The sequence below is a fragment of the Dokdonella sp. genome, from assembly GCF_044227025.1.
Lineage (GTDB): Bacteria > Pseudomonadota > Gammaproteobacteria > Xanthomonadales > Rhodanobacteraceae > Dokdonella_A.
In genome coordinates this window covers 45,756-64,747 of the sequence record NZ_JBGAFX010000008.1, presented here as the reverse complement: position 1 = coordinate 64,747, position 18,992 = coordinate 45,756, and the positions used below count along the sequence as shown (strand labels likewise).

The window sequence follows — 18,992 nt, the reverse complement described above, 5'->3', positions numbered from 1 at the left end:
GAGCCCTCCCCGTCGCGGGGAGGGCTCGCCAGCGCGGCGTCGATGCGGTCGCAGGAGCGCGGAAGCGGCGATGCCTGCAGCCCGTGGGGTGGTACGTGCGCAGCGGGTGCCGCCGGGCGCCAGCCGTTCGCCGCGTCAGGGATCGACGTCCTTCTCCAGCGCGCGCCAGCCGGCATGGCCGAGCCCGCGCAGGGTCTCGATGTTGCGTTCGTAGATCGCGTCGGTGTCGATGCCCGATTCCACCGCGCGGTCGATGCTCGATTCGCGCAGCAGGTGCAGGGTCGGGTAGGGCGAGCGGTTCGTCGCGTTCTCAATCGCCTCGGCGGGCACGTCGGCGAACTGGTAGTCCGGGTGGAAGCTCGCGACCTGGATCTCGCCGTCGAGTTCCATCTCGACCAGCACGGCATCGGCGGCGTCGAGGAAGTCGTTGTAGTCGGCGAAGTCGCCGAGCACGAACGGATGCACGAGCAGGCTGGTTTCGTACTGCGTCGCGTCGGCGTCGCGCAGCCATGCGAGTTCCGCGCGCAGGTCGTCGGCGAGTGCTTCCGTATCGCGCGCGCCGCTCACCTGGATGCGCAGGCGGTCCTGCACGTACGGCGCGCGTGCGAACGGGCACAGGTTGAGGCCGATCACCGCGCGTTCGATCCAGTGCCGTGTCGCGGCAACGACTGCATCGTGTGCCGGTGGCTGCGATGCATCCGTGCGCGCGCCGTCGCTCACAGGCGTGCCACGCGCACCTTGCGTCCCTTGATGCCGCGCGCGCGCAAGCGCTCCAGTGCCTTGCCGGCATCGGCGCGGCGAATCGCGACGTAGGAGCGCGTCGGGAACACGTCGATCTTGCCGACCGCAGCGGCGACGAGCCCGGCGTCGCCGGTGAGTGCGCCGAGGATGTCGCCGGGACGCATCTTGTCGGTGCGGCCGGCGTCGATGCGCAGGGTGACCATCGCCGCATGCAGGTTCTCGGCCTTGCCGCCGGCAGGCCTGATCGCTTCCCAGCACAGCGGCGAACCGGCGAGCGCTTCGAGCGTGTTCGCGCGCGGCATCTCGCGCGGCGTGACGAGGTTCAGCGCCAGGCCCTTCGCGCCCGCGCGCGCGGTGCGGCCGATGCGATGCTGGTAGATGTCCTTGTCGGGCGGCAGCTCGTAGTTGATCACCGCCGCGAGATCCTTGATGTCGAGGCCGCGCGCGGCGACGTCGCTCGCGACGAGCACGCTGCAGCTGCGGTTGGCGAAGCGCACCAGCACTTCGTCGCGATCACGCTGCTCGATGTCGCCGTGCAGCGCGAGTGCGTCGATGCCGGCGTCGCCGAGCGCTTCGACGACGTCGTCGACGTCGCGCCGCGTGTTGCAGAACACCACGCTCGACTCCGGCTTGTACTGCGCGAGCAGCGCCGCGAGCGCGGCCGGCTTGCGCGCGAGCTCGACTTCGAAGAACCGCTCGTCGATTTCGGGTTTCTCGGCGGCGCCCCCGATCGTGACTTCGAGCGGTTCGCGCAGCAGGTCGTGTCCGATGCGGCGGATCTCTTCGGGGAACGTGGCCGAGAACAGCAGGCCCTGGCGCTTCGGCGGCAGGCTGCGCACGATGTCGCGGATCGCTTCCTCGAAACCCATGTCGAGCATGCGGTCCGCTTCGTCGAGCACGAGCGTCTTCACCTTCGCCAGCGACAGCGCCTGCTTCTTGATCATCTCCTGCACGCGACCCGGCGTGCCGACGACCACGTGCGAATCCTTGCGCAGGCTCGCGAGCTGCGGTCCGAGCGCGACGCCGCCGGTCAGCAGCAGCACCTTGAGGTTCGGGATCGCGGCGGCGAGGCGGCGCAGTTCCTTCGCGACCTGGTCGGCGAGTTCGCGCGTCGGGCACAGCACCAGCGCCTGCGGCTTCACCAGCGTCACGTCGAGCCGGTGCAGCAGGCCGAGACCGAACGCGACCGTCTTGCCGCTGCCGGTCGGTGCCTGCGCGATGACGTCGCGCCCGGTGATGATCGCGGGCAGGCTCGCCGCCTGCACCGGCGTCATCTCGACATAGCCGAGCGTTTCCAGCGAAGCGTGCAGGGCCGGGGGAAGGGGAATCGCGGAGAATGGGTTGGGCATGCGCGATTCTCGCAGGTCGGGCAGGATCGTGCGCGGCACGACTGCAGGGCGCGTCGAGCCGCGCAGCGGCGAGTCCCGCCGGATGCGGAGCGGCGGCACGCGCTCTGCGCGTACCGCCCTCCCACCAGACCCGCGTCACTGGGCGTGCGGTAGGACCACCTTCGGTGCCGCGACGAACGGCTTGATGCCGAACTTCGGGTATACCTCGCTCGGATAGTAGAAGTGGCCATCCTTGACCACCATCGCGATCGTCTTGATCGCCTTGAGGTCCCGGGTCGGATCGCCCCGCACGAGGAAGAAGTCGGCGTGCTTGCCCTTCTCGATCGAGCCGCTGTGCTGGTCCTCGCCGAGGTATTTCGCGCTGTCGAACGTCGCGCGCTTGAGGATCTCCGGCGCGGTCATGCCGGCTTTCTGGTACAGCTCCAGCTCGCGGTGGTAGCTGAACGAGCCGCCGGTGTCCGTGCCGAACAGGATGAACACGCCGCGCTCGTGCAGGCGGCGCACGACGTCGACGAGCTTGTCGAACGCGCCGCGGTAGGCCGCGTCGTCACCCGGCTTCGAGGTGTCGGCGAGCTGTTTCATCGCGTCGCGGCGCGCGCCGACCGGCAGGTGGTCGATGTAGTCGACCGCGCCTGGCGGCGTCTTGCCGTCGCGGCCGAGCAGCAGCATTTCGTGGATGCCGAGGGTCGGATCGATCGCCTTGTGCCCCTGCGCCATCAGGTCGATCGTGTGCTGCACCTTCGGCCCGTCGAGGTCGAGTGCGGGCAGGCGCTTGAGCGCGGTCAGTCGGAACAGCGTGCGCGTGTCCTCGTCCTTGCCGATGACCCAGCCGAGCGCGAACTGGTTGATGTGGGTCGTCTCGTCGTAGCCGGCCTCGATCATCTGGTCGACGGTTGCGAACGCGGGCACGTGGCCGGCGACGCGCATGCCGAGGCGATGCGCCTCGGCGACGATCGCCGGTACCCACGCCGGGTTCATGCTGTTGTAGACCTTGATCTGCCAGTAGCCGCGCGCGCCGTACCAGCGCACCGCGTCGATCGCCTTGTCCTGGCTGTCGACGACGAAGCCGTTGTTCGCGCTGAACGGGCTCTTGCCTTCGATGAAGCCCGAGCGCACGACATGCGGGCCGGCGACTTCGCCGCTGTCGATGCGTTTCACCAGCGCATCGAGCACCGCGTTGTCGTTGCCCATGTCGCGCACGGTCGTGATGCCGGCGAGCAGGTTCAGCAGCGCGCCGTCCTGGCCGAGGTGCGCGTGCATTTCGTGCATGCCGGCGACGAGGGTCCCGCCGGCACCGTCGATGGCGACCTCGCCAGGCGTCGCCGGGCTGTCGAGCGCTTCGACCGCGGCGATCCTGCCGTCGTTGACCAGCACCGAAACCGGATCGGTCAGCGCGCTCGTCGTCGGGTCGAACACGCGCACGTTGCGGATGCGCACGGGTGCGCCGTAGTCGTGCCCGACCTCGCGCTGCATCGCGACGTAGCGTTCGGTGGTCCAGTCGGCGGCGAGCTTGCGCAGGCGCACTTCCTCGCCTTCGTAGCCCTCGCGCACCACGATGCTGGTCGGCGACACCGCGGCAAAGAGGTTTCCATCGGGATCCAGCAGCATCGTCTCGGGCGTCAGGTCGATCCCGGACAAGGTGTAGCGCGTGACCTTGAGCGGACCGCCGGCGCCGGCGACATCGAGTACGTCGCCCTTCTCCAGGCGCAGGGTGCCGCCCGGCAGTGCCGGCATGGTCATGCCCGGGCGCTTCAGCAACGCGGTCGCATAGACCTGGTCGCCCCACGGACTGCCGCTCTGCGCGACATACACCGCGGGCGCGGTCAGCGTGGCGCTGCCCTTGCCGGTCGAGTCGGTCCAGCTTGCGCGCGAACCGCTGCGCGAGAAGCGCTCGTCGACCTTGCTGCCGAACGTGGTCGTGCCGCTGACCGTCCACGACTCCGGCAAGCCATCCTTGTCGAACGTGATCGTCTCCGCGATCGTCGGTCCGCGCCCGTTGTTCTTCACGTCGTAGTCGACCGTGCTGCGGTTGCCCGAGGTCGTGACGAACACATGGCCGACGTTCTTGCCGCCGAAGATGGCCGAGTAGCGCGCCCCTTCCGCGGCAACGGCGGCGACTGGAGCAAGCGAGCACGCAACGGCGAGCGCGAGGCATTTCCTCATGGTGGGACACTCCGGCAGATGGGTGAGTGGTGACGACGCACGGCATTGTGAACGAACACGAGCGGGCCTGCGCCGCCGCGGGCGGTTGGGGGTGGTGCGTCGGTTCGAAATCCGTTCGCCCGGAGCGCAGGCCTGAAAGGCCGGAGTCGAAGGGTATTCCAGTTCTCGCGAGCGTTTCGACTTCGCTCGCTCCCGCTCGCTCCCGCTCGCTGCGCTCAACGCGAACGGGTAGGGCAGAAACGCCCGGCCCGGCAACGGATGGCTCGCGTCCTTGCGTTCCACTAGCTCGTGCTCCTGTTCTTCCCATGCTTCGTTCTGCAAGCAACGCCCGAACCGAATCGGGTGGACCGCTGCGCGCGCCCGCGATAGGCTGGCACGCACCGAGGCGAACGCCACACGTGGGGCAGGTGGCCTTTGATGCGACCGCTGTTGTATCTGCTGAGCCTCGCGCTCGCGCTGCCCGGTATCGGGCTCGCTGCTGCTTTCCTGATCCTCGGCAACGCGATCGCGACCCGATCGCTGCTCGGCTTCCTCGGCGTGCTGCTCGACACGTTCCTGTGGTTGTTTCCATGGGGCGTGCTCGCCTGCATCGCTGCATTCGTGTTGCTCGTGATCGGCGGTGTCACCGTGCGCTTCCGCTGGTTCGCGAGCGCATGCGTGGCTGCGTTGGCAATCGGCAGCAGTCTTGTCGTGCTGGCGCTCGACGTGTCCCACGGCAATTTCTCGCCGGGGCAATTGACGTTTTTCGTTCCCGCGCTGATCTCCGCGTCGATCGGCATCTGGCTTGCGGTTCGCGAGTGGCCCGGGTACGGCGCTGCGCGCGATCCGGCCTGATGCATCGGGTGCGCCGCTGCCGTTGGGCGATGCGTGCTCGCACGCGCAACACAGGTGGCCTTCATATTGTGCCGGCTACACTGGCGCGTCCGATCCGGATGTCCGCTGGATGAGCATGTCGATCCGTTCACAGAGAAAGCAAACGCGTGCGCTGTCGCAAGTCGCCGAACTGGCGCGCATTTCCCCGCTGGTCGTCGCCCGCCGCACCGCGCGGATGACGCAAACGGGGGAGGCCGCGACGAATCAACGCGAGGCCCGTCTCATGGTGCAGGAGAAGGTGAGCGCGTCGATGGAATCGATGGCTAGCATGACGATGGCCGTGCTGCGCATCCAGACGCAGTTCGCCGCACTCCTGATGCGCCCCTGGTTTGCCGCGGGCGGGGTTGCCACGAGTGACGGTCGCAGTCTCACCACGCTGATGCAGGCCTCCGCCGCCGATCTTTCGACGAGCGCGGTGTCACCGTTCCTGCGCAAGGCAAAAGCCAACGCGAAGCGATTGGCGCGTTGACGTTCGAGGGCGCGAGAGGAACCGCTGGCGGCCGTCGCGAGTCCGTTTCTAGTGTGCCGGTTCCAGCAGCAGCAGCGGATCGACGCGCACGTCGAACCAGTTCATGCCCCAGTGCAGGTGCGGTCCGGTCGCCCGGCCGGTCATGCCGACGGCGCCGATGACCTGGCCCTGTTCGATGCGCTGGCCGACCTTCACGTCGATGCGCGACAGGTGCAGGAAGTTCGAGCTGACGCCGTGGCCGTGGTCGAGCAGGACCGTGCCGCCGGTGAGGTAGAGGTCCGGGTCGGCGAACGTGACGATGCCCGGGGCGGGGGCTTTCACCGGCGTGCCCTGCGCTGCCGCGATGTCCATGCCGGAGTGGGGCGACTTCGGCACATCCTTGCCGTCGACGACGTAGACGCGCTGGTTGCCGAAGCGACCGCTGATGCGGCCGTCGACCGGCCACGCGAACGCCTGCGTGAAATCCGTGCGGGCGTCGTCGCGATTGCGCGCGGCGACGACGCGCGCCTGTTCGCGCTTGATGCGTTCGGCGATGTCGGGCGGTGGTTCGACCGTTTTCGGCGGCGCGCCTTCGATGCGCTCGACCGGGAAGTCGCGCGTTGTCACCGGGATCGCGACCCGTTCGCGCTGGCCGTCGCGTTCGGTGATGTCGATCGTCACCGGGCCCTGTTCGTCGCGACCGACGCCGAACACGATCTCGCCGCCGGGGCCGACTCGCAACGTGTGACCGGCCACGCGTACCTTCGCGTGCGGATTCACGATCGTGCGCACGAGCGCGCCCTGCGAGACCTGGTCGGGGAACGCGGCAGCCGCCGCCGTGTGCTCGAGGAAGGTGGCCGCGACGAGCAACGTCGTGCGCGCGATCGAAGCCATGTGGGAGCGGCGGAAGCCGCGATCCGTGTGCAAGGCGGAATGAAAAAGCATCGCGGCAGCCGCCGCTCCCACGCCAGGCAGTCGCGAGGTCGTCGCGCGCGTCACCGCGCGAACTCCAGGCGCATGCCGCGCACCTGGTCGTCGAGGCGGCCTTCCTGCCACGCGAGCTGGCCGTTGACGAAGGTCGCGGCGATGGTCGAGCGGAACGTGTGGCCCTCGAACGGCGTCCACGAGCACTTCGAGAGGACTTCCGCGGCGCCGACGAAGTGCGGCTTTTGCGGATCGACCAGCACGAGGTCGGCGCGGTAGCCCTCGCGCAGGTAGCCACGTTCCTTCACGTTGAACAAGGTCGCCGGGGCATGCGTGACTGCCTCGACCACGCGCTCGAGCGTCAGCGCGCCGTCGAACACGCGTTCGAGCGCGCATTGCAGTGCGTACTGCACCAGCGGCAGCCCGGACGGCGAGCGCGGGTACTTGTTCGACTTCTCGGTGGCGAGGTGCGGCGCGTGGTCGGTCGCGAGCACGTCGATGCGGCCTTCGGCGAGCGCGCGCGTGATCGCGTCGCGGTCAGCGGCGGTCTTGATCGCCGGGTTGCACTTGATCAGGCTGCCGAGGCGCGCGTAGTCGGCCTCGCAGAAATGCAGGAAGTGCACGCAGGTCTCGGCGGTGATGCGCTTGCCGGCGACCGGGCCGGGTTCGAACAGCGCGCATTCGTCGGCGGTCGAGATGTGCAGCACATGCAGGCGCGTGCCGTGCTTCCGTGCCAGCGACATTGCGAGCCGGGTCGACTTGATGCACGCCTCGCGCGAGCGGATCAGCGGATGCTGCTCGATGGGAATGTCCTCGCCCCAGCGCGCCTTCGCGGCTTCCTCGTTGGCGAGGATCATCGGCGTGTCTTCGCAGTGCGTGATGATCGGCACCGGCGTGTCGCGGAAGATCGCGTCGAGCGTGGCCGGGTCGTCGACCAGCATGTTGCCGGTCGATGCGCCCATGAACACCTTGATGCCGGGCGCCGACTTCGGGTCGAGCGCGCGGATGTCGGCGAGGTTGTCGTTGGTCGCGCCGAGGTAGAAACCGTAGTTCGCGCGCGACACCTGCGCGGCGCGCGCGTACTTCGCTTCGAGCGCCTCGCGGTTGGTGGCTGGCGGCCGCGTGTTCGGCATCTCCATGAAGCTGGTGATGCCGCCGGCGACGCAGGCGCGCGATTCCGATTCGATGTCGGCCTTGTGGGTGAGTCCCGGTTCGCGGAAATGCACCTGGTCGTCGATCATGCCGGGCAGCAGCCAGCGGCCCGCGGCGTCGAACACGCGTTCGTCGCCGCGCGAAGTCAGGCTCGGCCCGATGTGCTCGATGCGTCCGTTGCGGATGCGCAGGTCGGCGTGGAAGCGGCGTCCCTCGTTGACGAGTTCGGCATTCGTGATCAGCCAGTCGGTCATGGGCGTTCCTGTGGGTGTGCCGTGCAACGCGTCGGTCGCAGGCGGAAATGCATCGGCACGGGATCGAAGCCGCCATTGCACAGCGGCTGGCAGCGAATGATGCGCCAGAATGCGAGCCAGCCGCCACGCAACGTGCCGAAGCGCGCGATCGAAACGCGCGCGTAATCGGAGCAGCTTGGTTCGAAGCGACAGCGCGCGCCGAGCAGCGGGCTCACCCAGCGCTTGTAATACTGCAGCAGCAGAATCGTCGGGCGAGGCATGTGCGCGTCCGGCAGGCGCGCGCAATCGCACGTCGCGGCAAGGTTTTTTGGCGGTTGCCGGGGGGTAGGACTTAGGCTATAACACGCGACCGCCGAATCACAAGATGGGCCGAGGAATGGCGAAGAACAAACCCGATCCGCGCAAGAGTGCCAAGGCGAAAGCTGCCAAGCCCGCCGCGAAGCCTGTTGCGAAGGGCAAACCGGCCGCAGCGAAGAAGGTCGCCAAGCCCGCTACTGTGAAGAAGGTGGCGAAGGTTGCCAAGGCGCCTGCGCGCGCCGCCGCGAAGCCCGCTCCGGCCAAGAAAGCCGCGCCGGCGAAACCGGCCAAGCCCGCAAAGAAGGTCGCCAAGCCGGTGCCCGCGAAACCCGTCGTGGTCGCGAAGCCGGCGCCAGCGCCCGCGAAACCGAAACCCGTTGCCGGCAAGGCGACAGAGCCATCCAGGAATTTCGTGACTACAAGCAAGCCCGCAGCAGCAAAATCGAAAACCAAGGCCGAGACCGCGGCCGAGAACGGCGTGACCATGCAGGACGGCCGCTACGCGTTGCCGGCCACAGTGCAGATCGAACTTCCGCACGGCTACAAGCCGACCGCGAAAGAGGAGTACATGAGCCCGCGCCAGTTGCAGTTCTTCCGCAACAAGCTGTCGAAGTGGCGCGAGGAACTGGTCGAGGAAAGCCGCCAGACGATCGAAAGCCTGCGCGACGAAGTGCGCGATGTCGGCGACGAGGCGGAGCGGGCGACGCGCGAGACCGAGAATTCGCTCGAGCTGCGCACGCGTGACCGCTATCGCAAGCTGATCGCGAAGATCGACAAGGCGCTCAAGCGCATCGAGGAAGGCCGCTACGGGTTCTGCGAGGAAACCGACGAGGAAATCGGCATCGAGCGCCTTGAGGCGCGACCGATCGCCACGCTCAGCCTCGACGCGCAGGAACGTTGGGAGCACCGCCAGAAGCAGATGGGCGACTGAGGAACCGGGGCGGGAGCCCTGGTCCACGGTCGCGCAAGCCAGCCCCCAGGCCCAGCTTCGAAATGACTGCTCGCCGCTACTTCGGTACCGATGGCATCCGCGGCCGCGTCGGCGAGTGGCCGATAACCGCGGAGTTCATGCTCAAGCTCGGTCGCGCGGTCGGCAGCGTGCTCGCGGCGCGTGGCGCTGCAGTCAACGTGGTGATCGGCAAGGACACGCGCGTGTCCGGCTACATGTTCGAGTCCGCGCTCGAGGCCGGGCTGGTCGCGGCCGGTGCGGGCGTCAGCCTGCTCGGCCCGATGCCGACGCCCGCGGTGGCCTATCTCACGCGTTCGCTCCGCGCGAGCGCGGGCATCGTCATCAGCGCCTCGCACAATCCGCACCATGACAACGGCGTCAAGTTCTTCTCGGCCGAGGGCGAGAAGCTGGACGACGAGGTCGAGGCCGCGATCGAGGCCGAGCTCGACGCGCCGTTCACGACGGTGAGTTCCGAATCGATCGGCAAGGTTGTGCGCGTGCGCGAAGCGGTCGTGCGCTACGCCGAGTTCTGCAAATCGACGGTGCCGCCGGCGCTGAACCTGCGCGGCATGCACATCGTGCTCGACTGCGCGCACGGCGCGACCTACCAGATCGCGCCGACCGTGTTCAGCGAGCTCGGCGCGCAGGTCAGCGCGATCGGCGTGCAGCCGGACGGTCTCAACATCAACCGCGACGTCGGTTCGACCCACCCGCAGGCGTTGCAGCGCGCCGTGGTCGCCGCCGGTGCCGATCTCGGCATCGCGTTCGACGGCGACGGCGACCGTGTGCAGATGGTCGATCGCCACGGCGCGATCGTCGACGGCGACCAGCTGTTGTACGTGCTCGCGACCGACTGGCATGCGAGTGGCCGACTGCACGGCCCGCTGGTCGGCACCCTCATGAGCAACTACGGCCTCGAGCGCGCGATGCGCGAACTCGGCGTGCCGTTCATTCGCGCGAACGTCGGCGATCGCCATGTGTTGCAGCAGCTCAAGCAGCAAGGTGGCGTGCTCGGCGGCGAGGCGTCGGGACATGTCCTCACGCTCGACCGTACCAGCAGCGGCGATGCGATCGTCGCCGCGTTGCAGGTACTCGACGTTCTTCGGCGCAGCGCGCGCGACCTCGACGAGGCGGTCGCCGGCATGCGCAAGGTCGCGCAGACCACCGTCAACATCCGCGTTGCCGGCGGTGCCGCAGCGCTCGTTGCCGATGCCGGCGTGCAGGATGTGTACGAGCGCGTGCGCGCGGAGCTGGAAGGGCAGGGCCGCGTCGTGCTGCGCCCGTCCGGCACCGAGCCGCTGGTGCGCGTGACGGTCGAGGCGGGCGACGCCGCGCTGGTCGAACGGCTCGCCGCCGGGCTCGCGGACGCCGTAAGATCGGCAGCTGCCAAGAAGAACGCCTGAACGCCATGACCGCACGCATCCCGACCCTCGACATCCGCCGCTATGACACCGACCGCGACGCGTTCGTCGCCGAGCTCGGCGCGGCGTACCGCGAATGGGGCTTCGCCGGCATCCGCAACCACGGCATCGCGCAAGCCGCGATCGACGGCGCCTACGATGCGTTCAAGGCGTTCTTCGCGCTGCCGGCCGACGTGAAGATGAAATACCACGTCAAGGGCGCAGGCGGTGCGCGCGGCTACACGCCATTCGGCATCGAGACCGCCAAGGATTCGAAGTACCCGGACCTGAAGGAGTTCTGGCACATCGGTCGCGAGATCGCACGCGACTCGAAGTATGCCGACGTGATGGCGCCGAACCTGTGGCCGAGCGAGATCGCCGGCTTTCGCGACTATGGCTATGGCCTGTTCGAGGCGCTCGATGCGCTCGGCTCGCGCGTACTGCGCGCGCTTGCACTGCACATCGACTTGCCGGAGGCGTATTTCGACGACAAGACGAACTTCGGCAACTCGATCCTGCGCCCGATCCATTATCCGCCGATCACCTCGCCGGACATCCCGAACGTGCGCGCGGGCGCGCATGAGGACATCAACCTCATCACCCTGCTGGTCGGCGCGAGCGCGCAAGGGCTGGAGGTGAAGTCGCGCAAGGGCGAGTGGGTGCCGTTCACTGCCGATGCCGACACCATCGTCGTCAACATCGGAGACATGCTGCAGCGCCTGACCAACCACGTGTATCCGTCGACGACGCACCGCGTCGTCAATCCGCCCGGCGAGGCGGCGCGCCAGCCGCGCTATTCGGTGCCGTTCTTCCTGCATCCCAATCCGGATTTCATGATCGACGTGCTGCCCTCGTGCATCGACGCCGGCAACCCGAGCCGCTATCCCGAACCGATCAGCGCGCACGAGTACCTGCAGGAACGGCTGCGCGAGATCAAGTTGATCTAGGGCGGCCGGCAGCTCGGGAGTGGTGTCATGGGCGGATGGCTCGCAAAGTACTGGTGGCTGCTCTGGTCGTTGTTCGTCGTCGCCGCGTTGGTCGTATTCCGGATGCGCAAGCGTGGCGGCGACGAATCCGCCCCGCGCAGGGCGTGGTTCGGTCTATCTCCCGACACCGATCCGGCAAATCCTCGCCGGCGTGATGTGACGCCTACGCAGATCGTGCTGGTCGGAGCGGGTCTGCTGGCGGTCGCATTGGCGCTGGCCATCGTCAAACTGGTCGGCCCTTGATGCGGACCTTCCGCTCGGCTTCATCGTCACTTGCCGTAGTTGTGGTGATCGCGATGGTCGTCTGGGTGCTCGCCCCCGGCGTGGCCGGCGACTGGGGGCGCGACGACTACTTCCAGCTCGCCTTCGTGCGCCTGCTCGATTCACCTTGGCCGTTGTTCACGCACGATCATTTTCCGGTGCCGGGATCGGTGTTCCGGCCGCTCGGGTTCGCCTCGATGTGGCTCGGCGTGCACGCGTTCGGCAGCGACTATGCCGCGCATGCGTGGTCGGACATTGCCCTGCATGCGGGTGTCGCGCTCGCGCTGTTTGCGCTGCTGTGGCGCATCGGGATCGCGTCGCTGCCGGCGTTGCTGGCAACGCTGCTTTTCGCGTTGCATCCGGCCACCGTAGGCACCTCGCTGTGGTGGTCGGCGCGCTTCGACCTGCTCGCGAGCGCGTTCGTGCTGCTCGCGCTGAATGCGGCATTCGCGTATCGCGTCAGCGCGCGGGCGGGTACGCTGGGCCTGGCGCTTGGCGCGGCGATGGCGGCGATGCTGTCGAAGGAAATCGGCCTGGTCGCGATCGCGGCGATGGTGATTGTCTTCGCGCACTGGGCGATCGTCGAACCGGCGCAGCGCCGCCGCGCCCTGCTCGCGATCGCTTCCGCGCTGTCGTGCGCCGGTGTCTATTTCGGCTGGCGCGCCGCCGTGCTTGGCACGCCGGCGAGCGGCCTGACCGGTGCGTTGCCGCTCGGAGCCGCGATCGCCAAGGGACTTTCCGACTGGCTGCATCAGGCGCCGGGCTATTTCACCTATTGGATGCGCCTCGGCCCAGTTGCGAAGGTGCTGCTGGTCGTCGTGCCGACGGCAATTCTTCTTTCGACGTGGCGTCAGCGCGCGCGCTGGCGCGACGACCTGGCGCCAATGCTGTGCGGCGCCTGCCTGCTGCTGCTGCCCGCGCTGCTGCAGGCACCGGTTGCCGCATTGAATGCGCAGCCACTCGGTGTCGGCGAGTCCGTGGTCGAAGCGGCAATGCAATCGCGCCTGTACTACCTCGGGATTGCCGGCGCGGCGCTGGTCCTTGCGGTGCTGCTCGATCGCGTGCGGCGCACCGCTGCGGGCGTGCGCTGGCCGGCGCTGGTGGCGGTCACGGCGTTCGCGCTGCTCGCCCTCGCGGGGGCAGCCCACCAGGATGCACGCTCGTTCGCGCAGCGCTCCTCGCACAACGCGAACATTGCGCACGCGGCAGTCGCGGCGGTCGACGCGCTGGCGTTGCCGGATGCACCATGTCATGTCGTCTTCCTCGGCATCGACCCGCCACCGGAGTGGGGCATCTTCGTCTCGATGGATGCGGTCGTGAAGGCGCTGGACACGGATGTGCCACGGGTCGCGCGTTGCTGGTTCCACGCGAATTATCCGACCTGGTTCTTCCTGCAGCCGACAGCGGCCGACGCGGCCGATGCGCTGCCATATCCGCCGCTGCGGCTCGACACGCGCGAGTTGCCATGGCAGCGGATCGGAAGCGTGACCTTCGCCTATCTGCAGGCGCCGGCACGCATCGCCGCGGATGATCGCCTGCGGATGCGCTTCCTGCGCTGGGATGGTGCTCGCTTCGACGACGTCACCGCCGACGTTGCACAAGGCCGCCTGCCGGTCGGGATCGACGGGCCCTGATCGTGGCCGGTCCCGATCCATTGCACGCCGAACCGGCCGCGAGCGGCGCCGCCGCGCCGCGCCTCGCGTTGGCGTTCGCCGCGTTGGCGATCCTGCTGCTTGTGTTCGCGCTGCGCTGGCGCGTGCCGATGATGCTCTGGGACCACCTCGACCTGGTGCCGATCTACCAGCGCTTCGTGGACGGAACGCTCGATGCAGGGGACTTCTTCCGCATCCACGGCGGCCACCTGCATGCGGGCGCCTACGCGGTCCTGCTGCTGACGACCGCGTTGTCGCATGGCGGAACCTGGCTCGATGGCGTCGCCAGCTGGCTGTTCCTGCTCGCGTATGCCGGCGTGATCGTGTCGTTGCTGCGAGGCCTGGTGCGCGAACGCGTGGTCATGCTGCTGATCGTGTTCCTCGCGCTGTACCCGGGACATCTTGCGAACCTGCAGTGGGGCTGGCAGGTCGCGGTGTTCCTCTGCCTCGCCGGCATGGCCGCGACGATCGCGCTGCTGGCGACGCGCGCGTTGCGCGCGTGGCACGTAATCGCCGCGATCTCGTGCGCGGGCGTCGCGGTCGCGAGTTTTGCGGTCGGCTTCGCGGTATTTCCTGCAGCCATCGTCGTGCTCGCCCTGCGACGCGACCTGGCATGGCGCACGCGCTGCGGCTGGATCGGTGTGTGGGTCGTGCTTGCGCTGGCCGCGATGTTCGCGCTGCGGCGGGGTGGGCAGCCAACGCCGGCATGGATCCAGGTTGCGTCGTACGCCTGCAACTTTCTCGGCGCCGGCCTCGCGCGCTACGCGACCGACCTCGCGCCCTGGCTGGGCCTCGCGGGGATCGCCAGCGGATGCATGGCCGCGTGGACCTTTCGCGCGCGCGCCGGTGCGCCGGCATGGATCGGCCTGCTCGCGGTCGGTGCCGCGAGTGCGCTGCTGACCGCCTACGGCCGCGTCGACGCCTACGGCGCGGATCAGGCGTTCGTGACCCGCTACGTGAGTTTTTCGAGCGTGTTCTGGATCGGCTGGCTGGGCCTGATGGCGCAGTTTCCGCGCAATACGCGCCCGCGCGCGATCGGCGCCGGGATCGTCGTGTCGCTGTTCGCCGTGCTCGCCGTTTTCAACGCGCTGCACCTCATGAAGAAGGCGGCGACCGTCGCCGCGCGCGCGCAAGTCACGGCCCAGACGATCCGGCAGACGTATCCCGACGTGCCGGAGCCGCTGCTCGCGGAGATCTACTTCGACCAGCCCGCTGTCGCGCGCGAACGGCTCGAACGCCTGCATGCGTGGGGATTCGCGCCGTTCGATCGCTAGGCAGAGTCGCGAAAACCCTTGCCGCCGCGCGCGATCAGCGCGTGGCCGAGACGGTCCGGCAGCAGCTTGAACAGGCTCTTGATCGCGCGATTGACGCGTCCGCTGATGCGCACCGAATCGCCGCGCGCGACCGCGGCGAGGCCGTCGCGCACGACCGCGTCGGCGTCCATCCACAGCCAGCGCGGCATGCCCTTCATCTGCTCGCGCGTGCCGGTGACATCGTGGAATTCGGAATGGGTGAAACCGGGGCAGAGCGCGCAGACCTGGATGCCGTGCGCGCGGTTCTCCAGCGCGAGCGCCTGCGAGAACTTGATCAGGTACGCCTTCGATGCCGCATACAGGGTGTGGCCGGCGGGCGCGGGAACGTGGCCCGCGAGCGAAGCGACATTGATGATGCGGCCGCGCCTGCGTTCGCGCATCGCCGGCAGGAAGCGGTGGCAGAGCTCGGCAGGTGCGGTCATCAACACCTGGATGAAGTCGGCGTGGGTCTGCCACGGGCGCGACAGGAATGAACCGGTCACGCCGTAGCCGGCATTGTTGACCAGCACGTCGACGGCGAGTCCGCGGCGCGCGCATTCGTCGAACAGTTGCTGCGGCGCGCGCGGATCGGCGAGATCGCAGGGAATGCAGTGCACCTCCACGCCATGGCGCTCGCGCAGTTCCGCCGCCAGCGCTTCGAGGCGATCCGCGCGTCGCGCGGTCAGCACGAGACTGGCGCCCTCGTTCGCGAGCTGGCGCGCGAATTCCGCGCCGATGCCGGCGGAAGCGCCGGTGACGAGGGCGAACAGCGGTCGGGTCATGGGAGCTCCTGCGGATCGACGCGAGGACGCGAGGATCGCACAGGCGTAGCGGATTGGGCCGCGAGTGCCTGCGCGCCGCGGACTGGGCGCCAGTCCGCGCAGGACGCATCCCCATGTGGGTACGGCCCTTGTGGCAGCGGCGGAAGCCGTGATGGCCTCTCGGATCGAAGCGAACAGCCTCGCGTCTTCCGGCGCTCCCACAAGAGCGGATCCGGCGCTCCCACAAGAGCAGATCCGACGCATCCAGGCGCATACGCGTCTTTTCCGTCGTCGGGTTGTCGCCCGCCGCGGCGCACGGCTATCCTTGCGCGCCTTTCGATCAACCCGGAGCCGTCATGCGTCGACCGTTCGTCGCCGGAAACTGGAAGATGCACGGCTCGCGAGCGCTGGCGGGAGAGCTGGTCGCGGGCGTTGCAGCGGGGCTGGGGGCGTCGGTCGATGTCGCCGTGCTGCCGCCGTTCCCGTATCTGGACGGCCTCATCGCGGCGCATCGCGGCAGTCGCATCGCGTTCGGTGCGCAGGACCTCAGCGAGCATCCGGAGGGTGCCTACACCGGCGAGGTGTCGGCGGCGATGCTGCACGACATCGGCTGCATGTACGCGCTGGTCGGCCATTCCGAACGGCGCCAGTATCATGCTGAGTCCGATGCCCTGGTCGCGCGCAAGTTCGTCGCCGCACAGGCGAAAACGCTGGTTCCGATCCTGTGCGTCGGCGAGACCCTGGCCGAGCGCGAAGCCGGCACCACCGAAGCGGTGATCGGTCGCCAGCTCGAGGCGGTGATCGAGCGCGCCGGGGCCGGTGCGTTCCTGCGTGCCGTGGTCGCCTACGAGCCGGTCTGGGCGATCGGCACCGGCCGCACGGCGTCGCCGGAGCAGGCGCAGGCGGTGCACGCGTTCATCCGTGGCAAATTCGCGGAACGGGATGCTACAATCGCCAACTCGCTGCGACTCCTGTACGGGGGCAGCGTAAAACCCGCCAACGCGGTCGAGCTGTTCGGCCAACCTGATGTGGATGGCGGATTGATCGGTGGTGCATCGCTGGTGGCGGCGGATTTCCTCGCCATCTGCGCCGCTGCCGCAACGTAAAGAGTCGAATAATGCTGTCGATTGTTGCCAACATCTTTTATGTGCTGATCGCCATTGCCATGACGGTCCTGATCCTCCTGCAGCGCGGAGCTGGCGCGAATGCGGGATCGGGCTTCGGTGGTGGCGCGTCGGCGACCGTCTTCGGTGCGCGTGGCTCGGCCAACTTCCTGTCGCGCAGCACGGCGGTCCTTGCCGGTTTGTTCTTCCTGCTCAGCCTCGGCATGGGCATCTATCTGGGCCGCGACAGCGGAACCACCCAGACGGCCAGCGACCTCGGCGTGATGGCCGGTGTCGCGCCTGCGGCCAAGCCGGAATCGGCGCCCGCTCCCGCCACCAGCGGGGATGCGGCACCGGCACCGACGGCTTCGACGCCAGCAGCGGCTCCGGCACCGGCGGACATGCCGGCGCCAACGGCCGTGACGGCGGAAAAGCCGGCGGCGAAAGCCGACAAACCGGCGGAAACGCCGAAGCCGAAGCAAGAGGGGAAGGGCGGAAAGTAAGCAGTGCCCAGATGGCGGAATTGGTAGACGCACTACCTTGAGGTGGTAGCGACGCAAGTCGTGGAGGTTCGAGTCCTCTTCTGGGCACCACTCGATCTGTCGGACAAGTCCGGGCGCAAAGCCCGGACTTGTTACGATGGATCTTCTTTACCGTCGTCGCGCCGGCTGCGCCGTCGCGATCGCTGATGCGCCCACGGCGCGGAGGTGTCTGTGCTGGCCGAGTATTTCCCGGTCCTGTTGTTCCTCGCGGTGTCCGCCGTGATCGGCATCGCGCTGATCGTCCTCGGCAACCTGCTCGGTCCGCGCAAGCCGACGCCCGAAAAGGCCTCGCCCTACGAATGCGGCTTCGAGGCGTTCGAGGACGCGCGCATGCGCTTCGATGTGCGCTACTACCTGATCGCGATCCTGTTCATCATCTTCGACCTGGAAATCGCGTTCGTGTTTCCGTGGGCGACCGTGTTCGGCAAGCTCGGCCTGCTGGGTCTGGTCGAGATGGGCATGTTCCTGCTGCTGCTGGTGATCGGTTTCGTCTACGTCTGGAAGAAGGGAGCGCTGGAATGGGAGTGATCGATCGCATCGGCGAGTCGATGCACAATCCGGCGCCGGTCAACGTCGTCGACGACATCCTGCGCCCCGGTGACGACAATCCGCTGATCCAGCGCGGTTTCGCCACCGCGCGCCTCGACGAACTGGTCAACTGGGCGCGCACCGGCTCGATGTGGCCGATGACGTTCGGCCTCGCCTGCTGCGCGGTCGAGATGATGCACGCGGGCGCCGCGCGCCTCGACCTCGACCGGTACGGCGTGATCTTCCGCCCGAGCCCGCGCCAGTCCGACGTGATGATCGTCGCGGGCACGCTCGTCAACAAGATGGCGCCCGCGCTGCGCAAGGTCTACGACCAGATGCCCGACCCGAAGTGGGTCATCTCGATGGGCAGCTGCGCGAACGGCGGCGGCTACTACCACTATTCATACGCAGTCGTGCGCGGCTGCGATCGCATCGTTCCGGTCGACGTCTACGTGCCGGGTTGCCCGCCGACGGCGGAAGCATTGATCCACGGCATCCTGCAATTGCAGAAGAAGATCCGTCGCACCAACACGATCGCGCGTTAGGCGGGAGCAGACATGAGCGAAACAACGGCAGACAGTGGCCGCTCGGCCTTTGCGCAGACGATCCAGGCTGTGCTCGGCCAGAAGCTCGTGCGCATCGACGAGGCGCGCGGCGAAACCACGATCGAGGTGCTGCCGGAGAACTGGCTGGCCGTCGCCGCGCTGCTGCGCGATGACGCCGCCCTGCGCTTCGAGCAGCTGATGGATCTGTGCGGCGTCGATTATCTGTCGTGGGGCGATGTCGAGTGGGATACCAGCGACGTGTCGTCGACCGGCTTCTCGCGTGGCGTCGAGGGCGAAGGCCCGGGACGTTTCGGTTGGGCCGATCGCCCGCGTCCGGCGCACATCCCGCACCGTTTCGGCGTGGTTGCGCAGCTCCTGTCGATCACCCACAACCGGCGCCTGCGCCTGCGCGCTTACTGCGCCGACGACGATCTTCCGGGCCTGCCATCGCTGATCGGCGTGTGGCCGAGCGTGGACTGGTTCGAGCGCGAAGCGTTCGACCTGTACGGCATCGTGTTCGAAGGCCACCCGGACCTGCGCCGCATCCTCACCGACTACGGCTTCGTCGGCCATCCGTTCCGCAAGGATTTCCCGCTGATCGGCAACGTCGAGGTGCGCTACGACCCCGACAAGCGGCGCGTCGTGTACGAACCGGTCACGTCGGTGGAACCGCGCGTGCTGGTGCCGCGCACGATCCGCGACGACTCCCGCTACGAACAGGCGCGGGCCGAGAAGGCTGCGGGTTCGGGCAAGTGAAATGCTGTTGCCGCGG

General features: G+C 68.1%; 20 protein-coding genes and 1 tRNA gene. 14 read left to right on the top strand and 7 right to left on the bottom strand.

Annotated elements, in window-relative coordinates; translation table 11 throughout:
- Nucleotides 1-135: 135 nt before the first annotated feature.
- The 3 genes from ACILRJ_RS17220 to ACILRJ_RS17210 form a co-directional block, all read right to left on the bottom strand.
- On the bottom strand, nt 136-720 hold the full coding sequence (locus ACILRJ_RS17220) for a DUF1415 domain-containing protein (RefSeq protein ID WP_395684444.1): 585 nt from the start codon (nt 718-720) through the stop codon (nt 136-138).
- Nucleotides 717-2,090 (bottom strand): ATP-dependent RNA helicase DbpA, encoded by a 1,374-nt coding sequence (dbpA, locus tag ACILRJ_RS17215; RefSeq protein ID WP_395684443.1) that lies wholly within the window; start codon nt 2,088-2,090, stop codon nt 717-719. The genes ACILRJ_RS17220 and dbpA overlap by 4 nt, the downstream gene beginning before the upstream one ends.
- Nucleotides 2,091-2,225: 135 nt before the next feature.
- Nucleotides 2,226-4,253, bottom strand: a complete 2,028-nt coding sequence (locus ACILRJ_RS17210) for an amidohydrolase family protein (protein ID WP_395684442.1) — start codon at nt 4,251-4,253, stop codon at nt 2,226-2,228.
- Nucleotides 4,254-4,670: 417 nt separating this feature from the next.
- On the opposite strand from ACILRJ_RS17210, the gene ACILRJ_RS17205 reads away from it, so the two are divergent.
- Both ACILRJ_RS17205 and ACILRJ_RS17200 read left to right on the top strand, forming a co-directional pair.
- Nucleotides 4,671-5,087 carry a hypothetical protein gene (locus ACILRJ_RS17205; protein ID WP_395684441.1) on the top strand — a complete coding sequence of 139 codons (417 nt, stop codon included), beginning with the start codon at nt 4,671-4,673 and terminating at the stop codon, nt 5,085-5,087.
- 109 nt (nt 5,088-5,196) lie between these two features.
- Complete coding sequence (locus tag ACILRJ_RS17200; protein ID WP_395684440.1) at nt 5,197-5,595, top strand: hypothetical protein; 399 nt, start codon at nt 5,197-5,199, stop codon at nt 5,593-5,595.
- Nucleotides 5,596-5,643: 48 nt separating this feature from the next.
- On the opposite strand, the gene ACILRJ_RS17195 is transcribed toward ACILRJ_RS17200, so the two are convergent.
- The 3 genes from ACILRJ_RS17195 to yidD form a co-directional block, all read right to left on the bottom strand.
- Nucleotides 5,644-6,468 carry a M23 family metallopeptidase gene (locus ACILRJ_RS17195; protein ID WP_395684439.1) on the bottom strand — a complete coding sequence of 275 codons (825 nt, stop codon included), beginning with the start codon at nt 6,466-6,468 and terminating at the stop codon, nt 5,644-5,646.
- A gap of 101 nt (nt 6,469-6,569) precedes the next feature.
- The gene (locus ACILRJ_RS17190) at nt 6,570-7,904 is read right to left on the bottom strand and encodes a dihydroorotase (protein WP_395684438.1); all 1,335 of its coding nucleotides are present in this window, start codon (nt 7,902-7,904) and stop codon (nt 6,570-6,572) included.
- Entirely contained in the window at nt 7,901-8,164 is a 264-nt protein-coding gene (gene yidD / locus ACILRJ_RS17185; protein WP_395684437.1) for a membrane protein insertion efficiency factor YidD, read from the bottom strand. Before yidD ends, ACILRJ_RS17190 begins: the two co-directional genes overlap by 4 nt.
- Nucleotides 8,165-8,280: 116 nt before the next feature.
- Between yidD and dksA the strand changes: the two genes are divergently transcribed.
- The 6 genes from dksA to ACILRJ_RS17155 all read left to right on the top strand — a co-directional run bounded on the left by dksA (nt 8,281) and on the right by ACILRJ_RS17155 (nt 14,723).
- Nucleotides 8,281-9,132, top strand: a complete 852-nt coding sequence (gene dksA, locus ACILRJ_RS17180) for an RNA polymerase-binding protein DksA (protein WP_395684436.1) — start codon at nt 8,281-8,283, stop codon at nt 9,130-9,132.
- A 62-nt stretch (nt 9,133-9,194) separates the two neighbouring features.
- Complete coding sequence (gene glmM / locus ACILRJ_RS17175; RefSeq protein ID WP_395684435.1) at nt 9,195-10,553, top strand: phosphoglucosamine mutase; 1,359 nt, start codon at nt 9,195-9,197, stop codon at nt 10,551-10,553.
- Between the two features lie 5 nt (nt 10,554-10,558).
- The gene (locus ACILRJ_RS17170; protein WP_395684434.1) at nt 10,559-11,497 is read left to right on the top strand and encodes an isopenicillin N synthase family dioxygenase; all 939 of its coding nucleotides are present in this window, start codon (nt 10,559-10,561) and stop codon (nt 11,495-11,497) included.
- Nucleotides 11,498-11,524: 27 nt separating this feature from the next.
- Nucleotides 11,525-11,779, top strand: coding sequence for a hypothetical protein (locus tag ACILRJ_RS17165; protein ID WP_395684433.1), 255 nt, complete (start codon nt 11,525-11,527; stop codon nt 11,777-11,779).
- Nucleotides 11,780-11,823: 44 nt separating this feature from the next.
- The gene (locus ACILRJ_RS17160; protein WP_395684432.1) at nt 11,824-13,431 is read left to right on the top strand and encodes a hypothetical protein; all 1,608 of its coding nucleotides are present in this window, start codon (nt 11,824-11,826) and stop codon (nt 13,429-13,431) included.
- 2 nt (nt 13,432-13,433) lie between these two features.
- The gene (locus ACILRJ_RS17155) at nt 13,434-14,723 is read left to right on the top strand and encodes a hypothetical protein (RefSeq protein WP_395684431.1); all 1,290 of its coding nucleotides are present in this window, start codon (nt 13,434-13,436) and stop codon (nt 14,721-14,723) included.
- Here the strand turns inward: ACILRJ_RS17155 and ACILRJ_RS17150 are convergent.
- The gene (locus tag ACILRJ_RS17150; protein ID WP_395684430.1) at nt 14,720-15,523 is read right to left on the bottom strand and encodes an SDR family NAD(P)-dependent oxidoreductase; all 804 of its coding nucleotides are present in this window, start codon (nt 15,521-15,523) and stop codon (nt 14,720-14,722) included. The genes ACILRJ_RS17155 and ACILRJ_RS17150 overlap by 4 nt on opposite strands.
- A 335-nt stretch (nt 15,524-15,858) precedes the next feature.
- Between ACILRJ_RS17150 and tpiA the strand changes: the two genes are divergently transcribed.
- The 6 genes from tpiA to ACILRJ_RS17120 all read left to right on the top strand — a co-directional run bounded on the left by tpiA (nt 15,859) and on the right by ACILRJ_RS17120 (nt 18,976).
- Nucleotides 15,859-16,608, top strand: a complete 750-nt coding sequence (tpiA, locus tag ACILRJ_RS17145; RefSeq protein ID WP_395684429.1) for a triose-phosphate isomerase — start codon at nt 15,859-15,861, stop codon at nt 16,606-16,608.
- 11 nt (nt 16,609-16,619) lie between these two features.
- Nucleotides 16,620-17,108: a preprotein translocase subunit SecG gene (gene secG / locus ACILRJ_RS17140; protein ID WP_395684428.1), complete on the top strand. Its 489-nt coding sequence runs from the start codon at nt 16,620-16,622 to the stop codon at nt 17,106-17,108.
- Nucleotides 17,109-17,113: 5 nt separating this feature from the next.
- Nucleotides 17,114-17,198: transfer RNA gene (locus ACILRJ_RS17135), tRNA-Leu, on the top strand.
- Between the two features lie 120 nt (nt 17,199-17,318).
- Entirely contained in the window at nt 17,319-17,675 is a 357-nt protein-coding gene (locus ACILRJ_RS17130; protein WP_395684463.1) for an NADH-quinone oxidoreductase subunit A, read from the top strand.
- Nucleotides 17,666-18,220, top strand: coding sequence for an NADH-quinone oxidoreductase subunit B family protein (locus ACILRJ_RS17125; RefSeq protein ID WP_182518594.1), 555 nt, complete (start codon nt 17,666-17,668; stop codon nt 18,218-18,220). The genes ACILRJ_RS17130 and ACILRJ_RS17125 overlap by 10 nt, the downstream gene beginning before the upstream one ends.
- A 12-nt stretch (nt 18,221-18,232) precedes the next feature.
- On the top strand, nt 18,233-18,976 hold the full coding sequence (locus ACILRJ_RS17120) for an NADH-quinone oxidoreductase subunit C (protein WP_395684427.1): 744 nt from the start codon (nt 18,233-18,235) through the stop codon (nt 18,974-18,976).
- Nucleotides 18,977-18,992: the final 16 nt, after the last annotated feature.

Excerpts from the sequence above, each read along its gene's own strand:
- glmM (WP_395684435.1), top strand. The coding sequence starts at position 9,195 with ATGACTGCTCGCCGCTACTTCGGTACCGATGGCATCCGCGGCCGCGTC.
- tpiA (WP_395684429.1), top strand. The coding sequence starts at position 15,859 with ATGCGTCGACCGTTCGTCGCCGGAAACTGGAAGATGCACGGCTCGCGA.
- ACILRJ_RS17170 (WP_395684434.1), top strand. The coding sequence starts at position 10,559 with ATGACCGCACGCATCCCGACCCTCGACATCCGCCGCTATGACACCGAC.
- ACILRJ_RS17165 (WP_395684433.1), top strand. The coding sequence starts at position 11,525 with ATGGGCGGATGGCTCGCAAAGTACTGGTGGCTGCTCTGGTCGTTGTTC.
- secG (WP_395684428.1), top strand. The coding sequence starts at position 16,620 with ATGCTGTCGATTGTTGCCAACATCTTTTATGTGCTGATCGCCATTGCC.
- dbpA (WP_395684443.1), bottom strand. The coding sequence starts at position 2,090 with ATGCCCAACCCATTCTCCGCGATTCCCCTTCCCCCGGCCCTGCACGCT.
- ACILRJ_RS17125 (WP_182518594.1), top strand. The coding sequence starts at position 17,666 with ATGGGAGTGATCGATCGCATCGGCGAGTCGATGCACAATCCGGCGCCG.
- ACILRJ_RS17195 (WP_395684439.1), bottom strand. The coding sequence starts at position 6,468 with ATGGCTTCGATCGCGCGCACGACGTTGCTCGTCGCGGCCACCTTCCTC.
- yidD (WP_395684437.1), bottom strand. The coding sequence starts at position 8,164 with ATGCCTCGCCCGACGATTCTGCTGCTGCAGTATTACAAGCGCTGGGTG.
- ACILRJ_RS17150 (WP_395684430.1), bottom strand. The coding sequence starts at position 15,523 with ATGACCCGACCGCTGTTCGCCCTCGTCACCGGCGCTTCCGCCGGCATC.
- ACILRJ_RS17200 (WP_395684440.1), top strand. The coding sequence starts at position 5,197 with ATGAGCATGTCGATCCGTTCACAGAGAAAGCAAACGCGTGCGCTGTCG.
- ACILRJ_RS17190 (WP_395684438.1), bottom strand. The coding sequence starts at position 7,904 with ATGACCGACTGGCTGATCACGAATGCCGAACTCGTCAACGAGGGACGC.
- ACILRJ_RS17210 (WP_395684442.1), bottom strand. The coding sequence starts at position 4,253 with ATGAGGAAATGCCTCGCGCTCGCCGTTGCGTGCTCGCTTGCTCCAGTC.
- dksA (WP_395684436.1), top strand. The coding sequence starts at position 8,281 with ATGGCGAAGAACAAACCCGATCCGCGCAAGAGTGCCAAGGCGAAAGCT.
- ACILRJ_RS17120 (WP_395684427.1), top strand. The coding sequence starts at position 18,233 with ATGAGCGAAACAACGGCAGACAGTGGCCGCTCGGCCTTTGCGCAGACG.
- ACILRJ_RS17205 (WP_395684441.1), top strand. The coding sequence starts at position 4,671 with ATGCGACCGCTGTTGTATCTGCTGAGCCTCGCGCTCGCGCTGCCCGGT.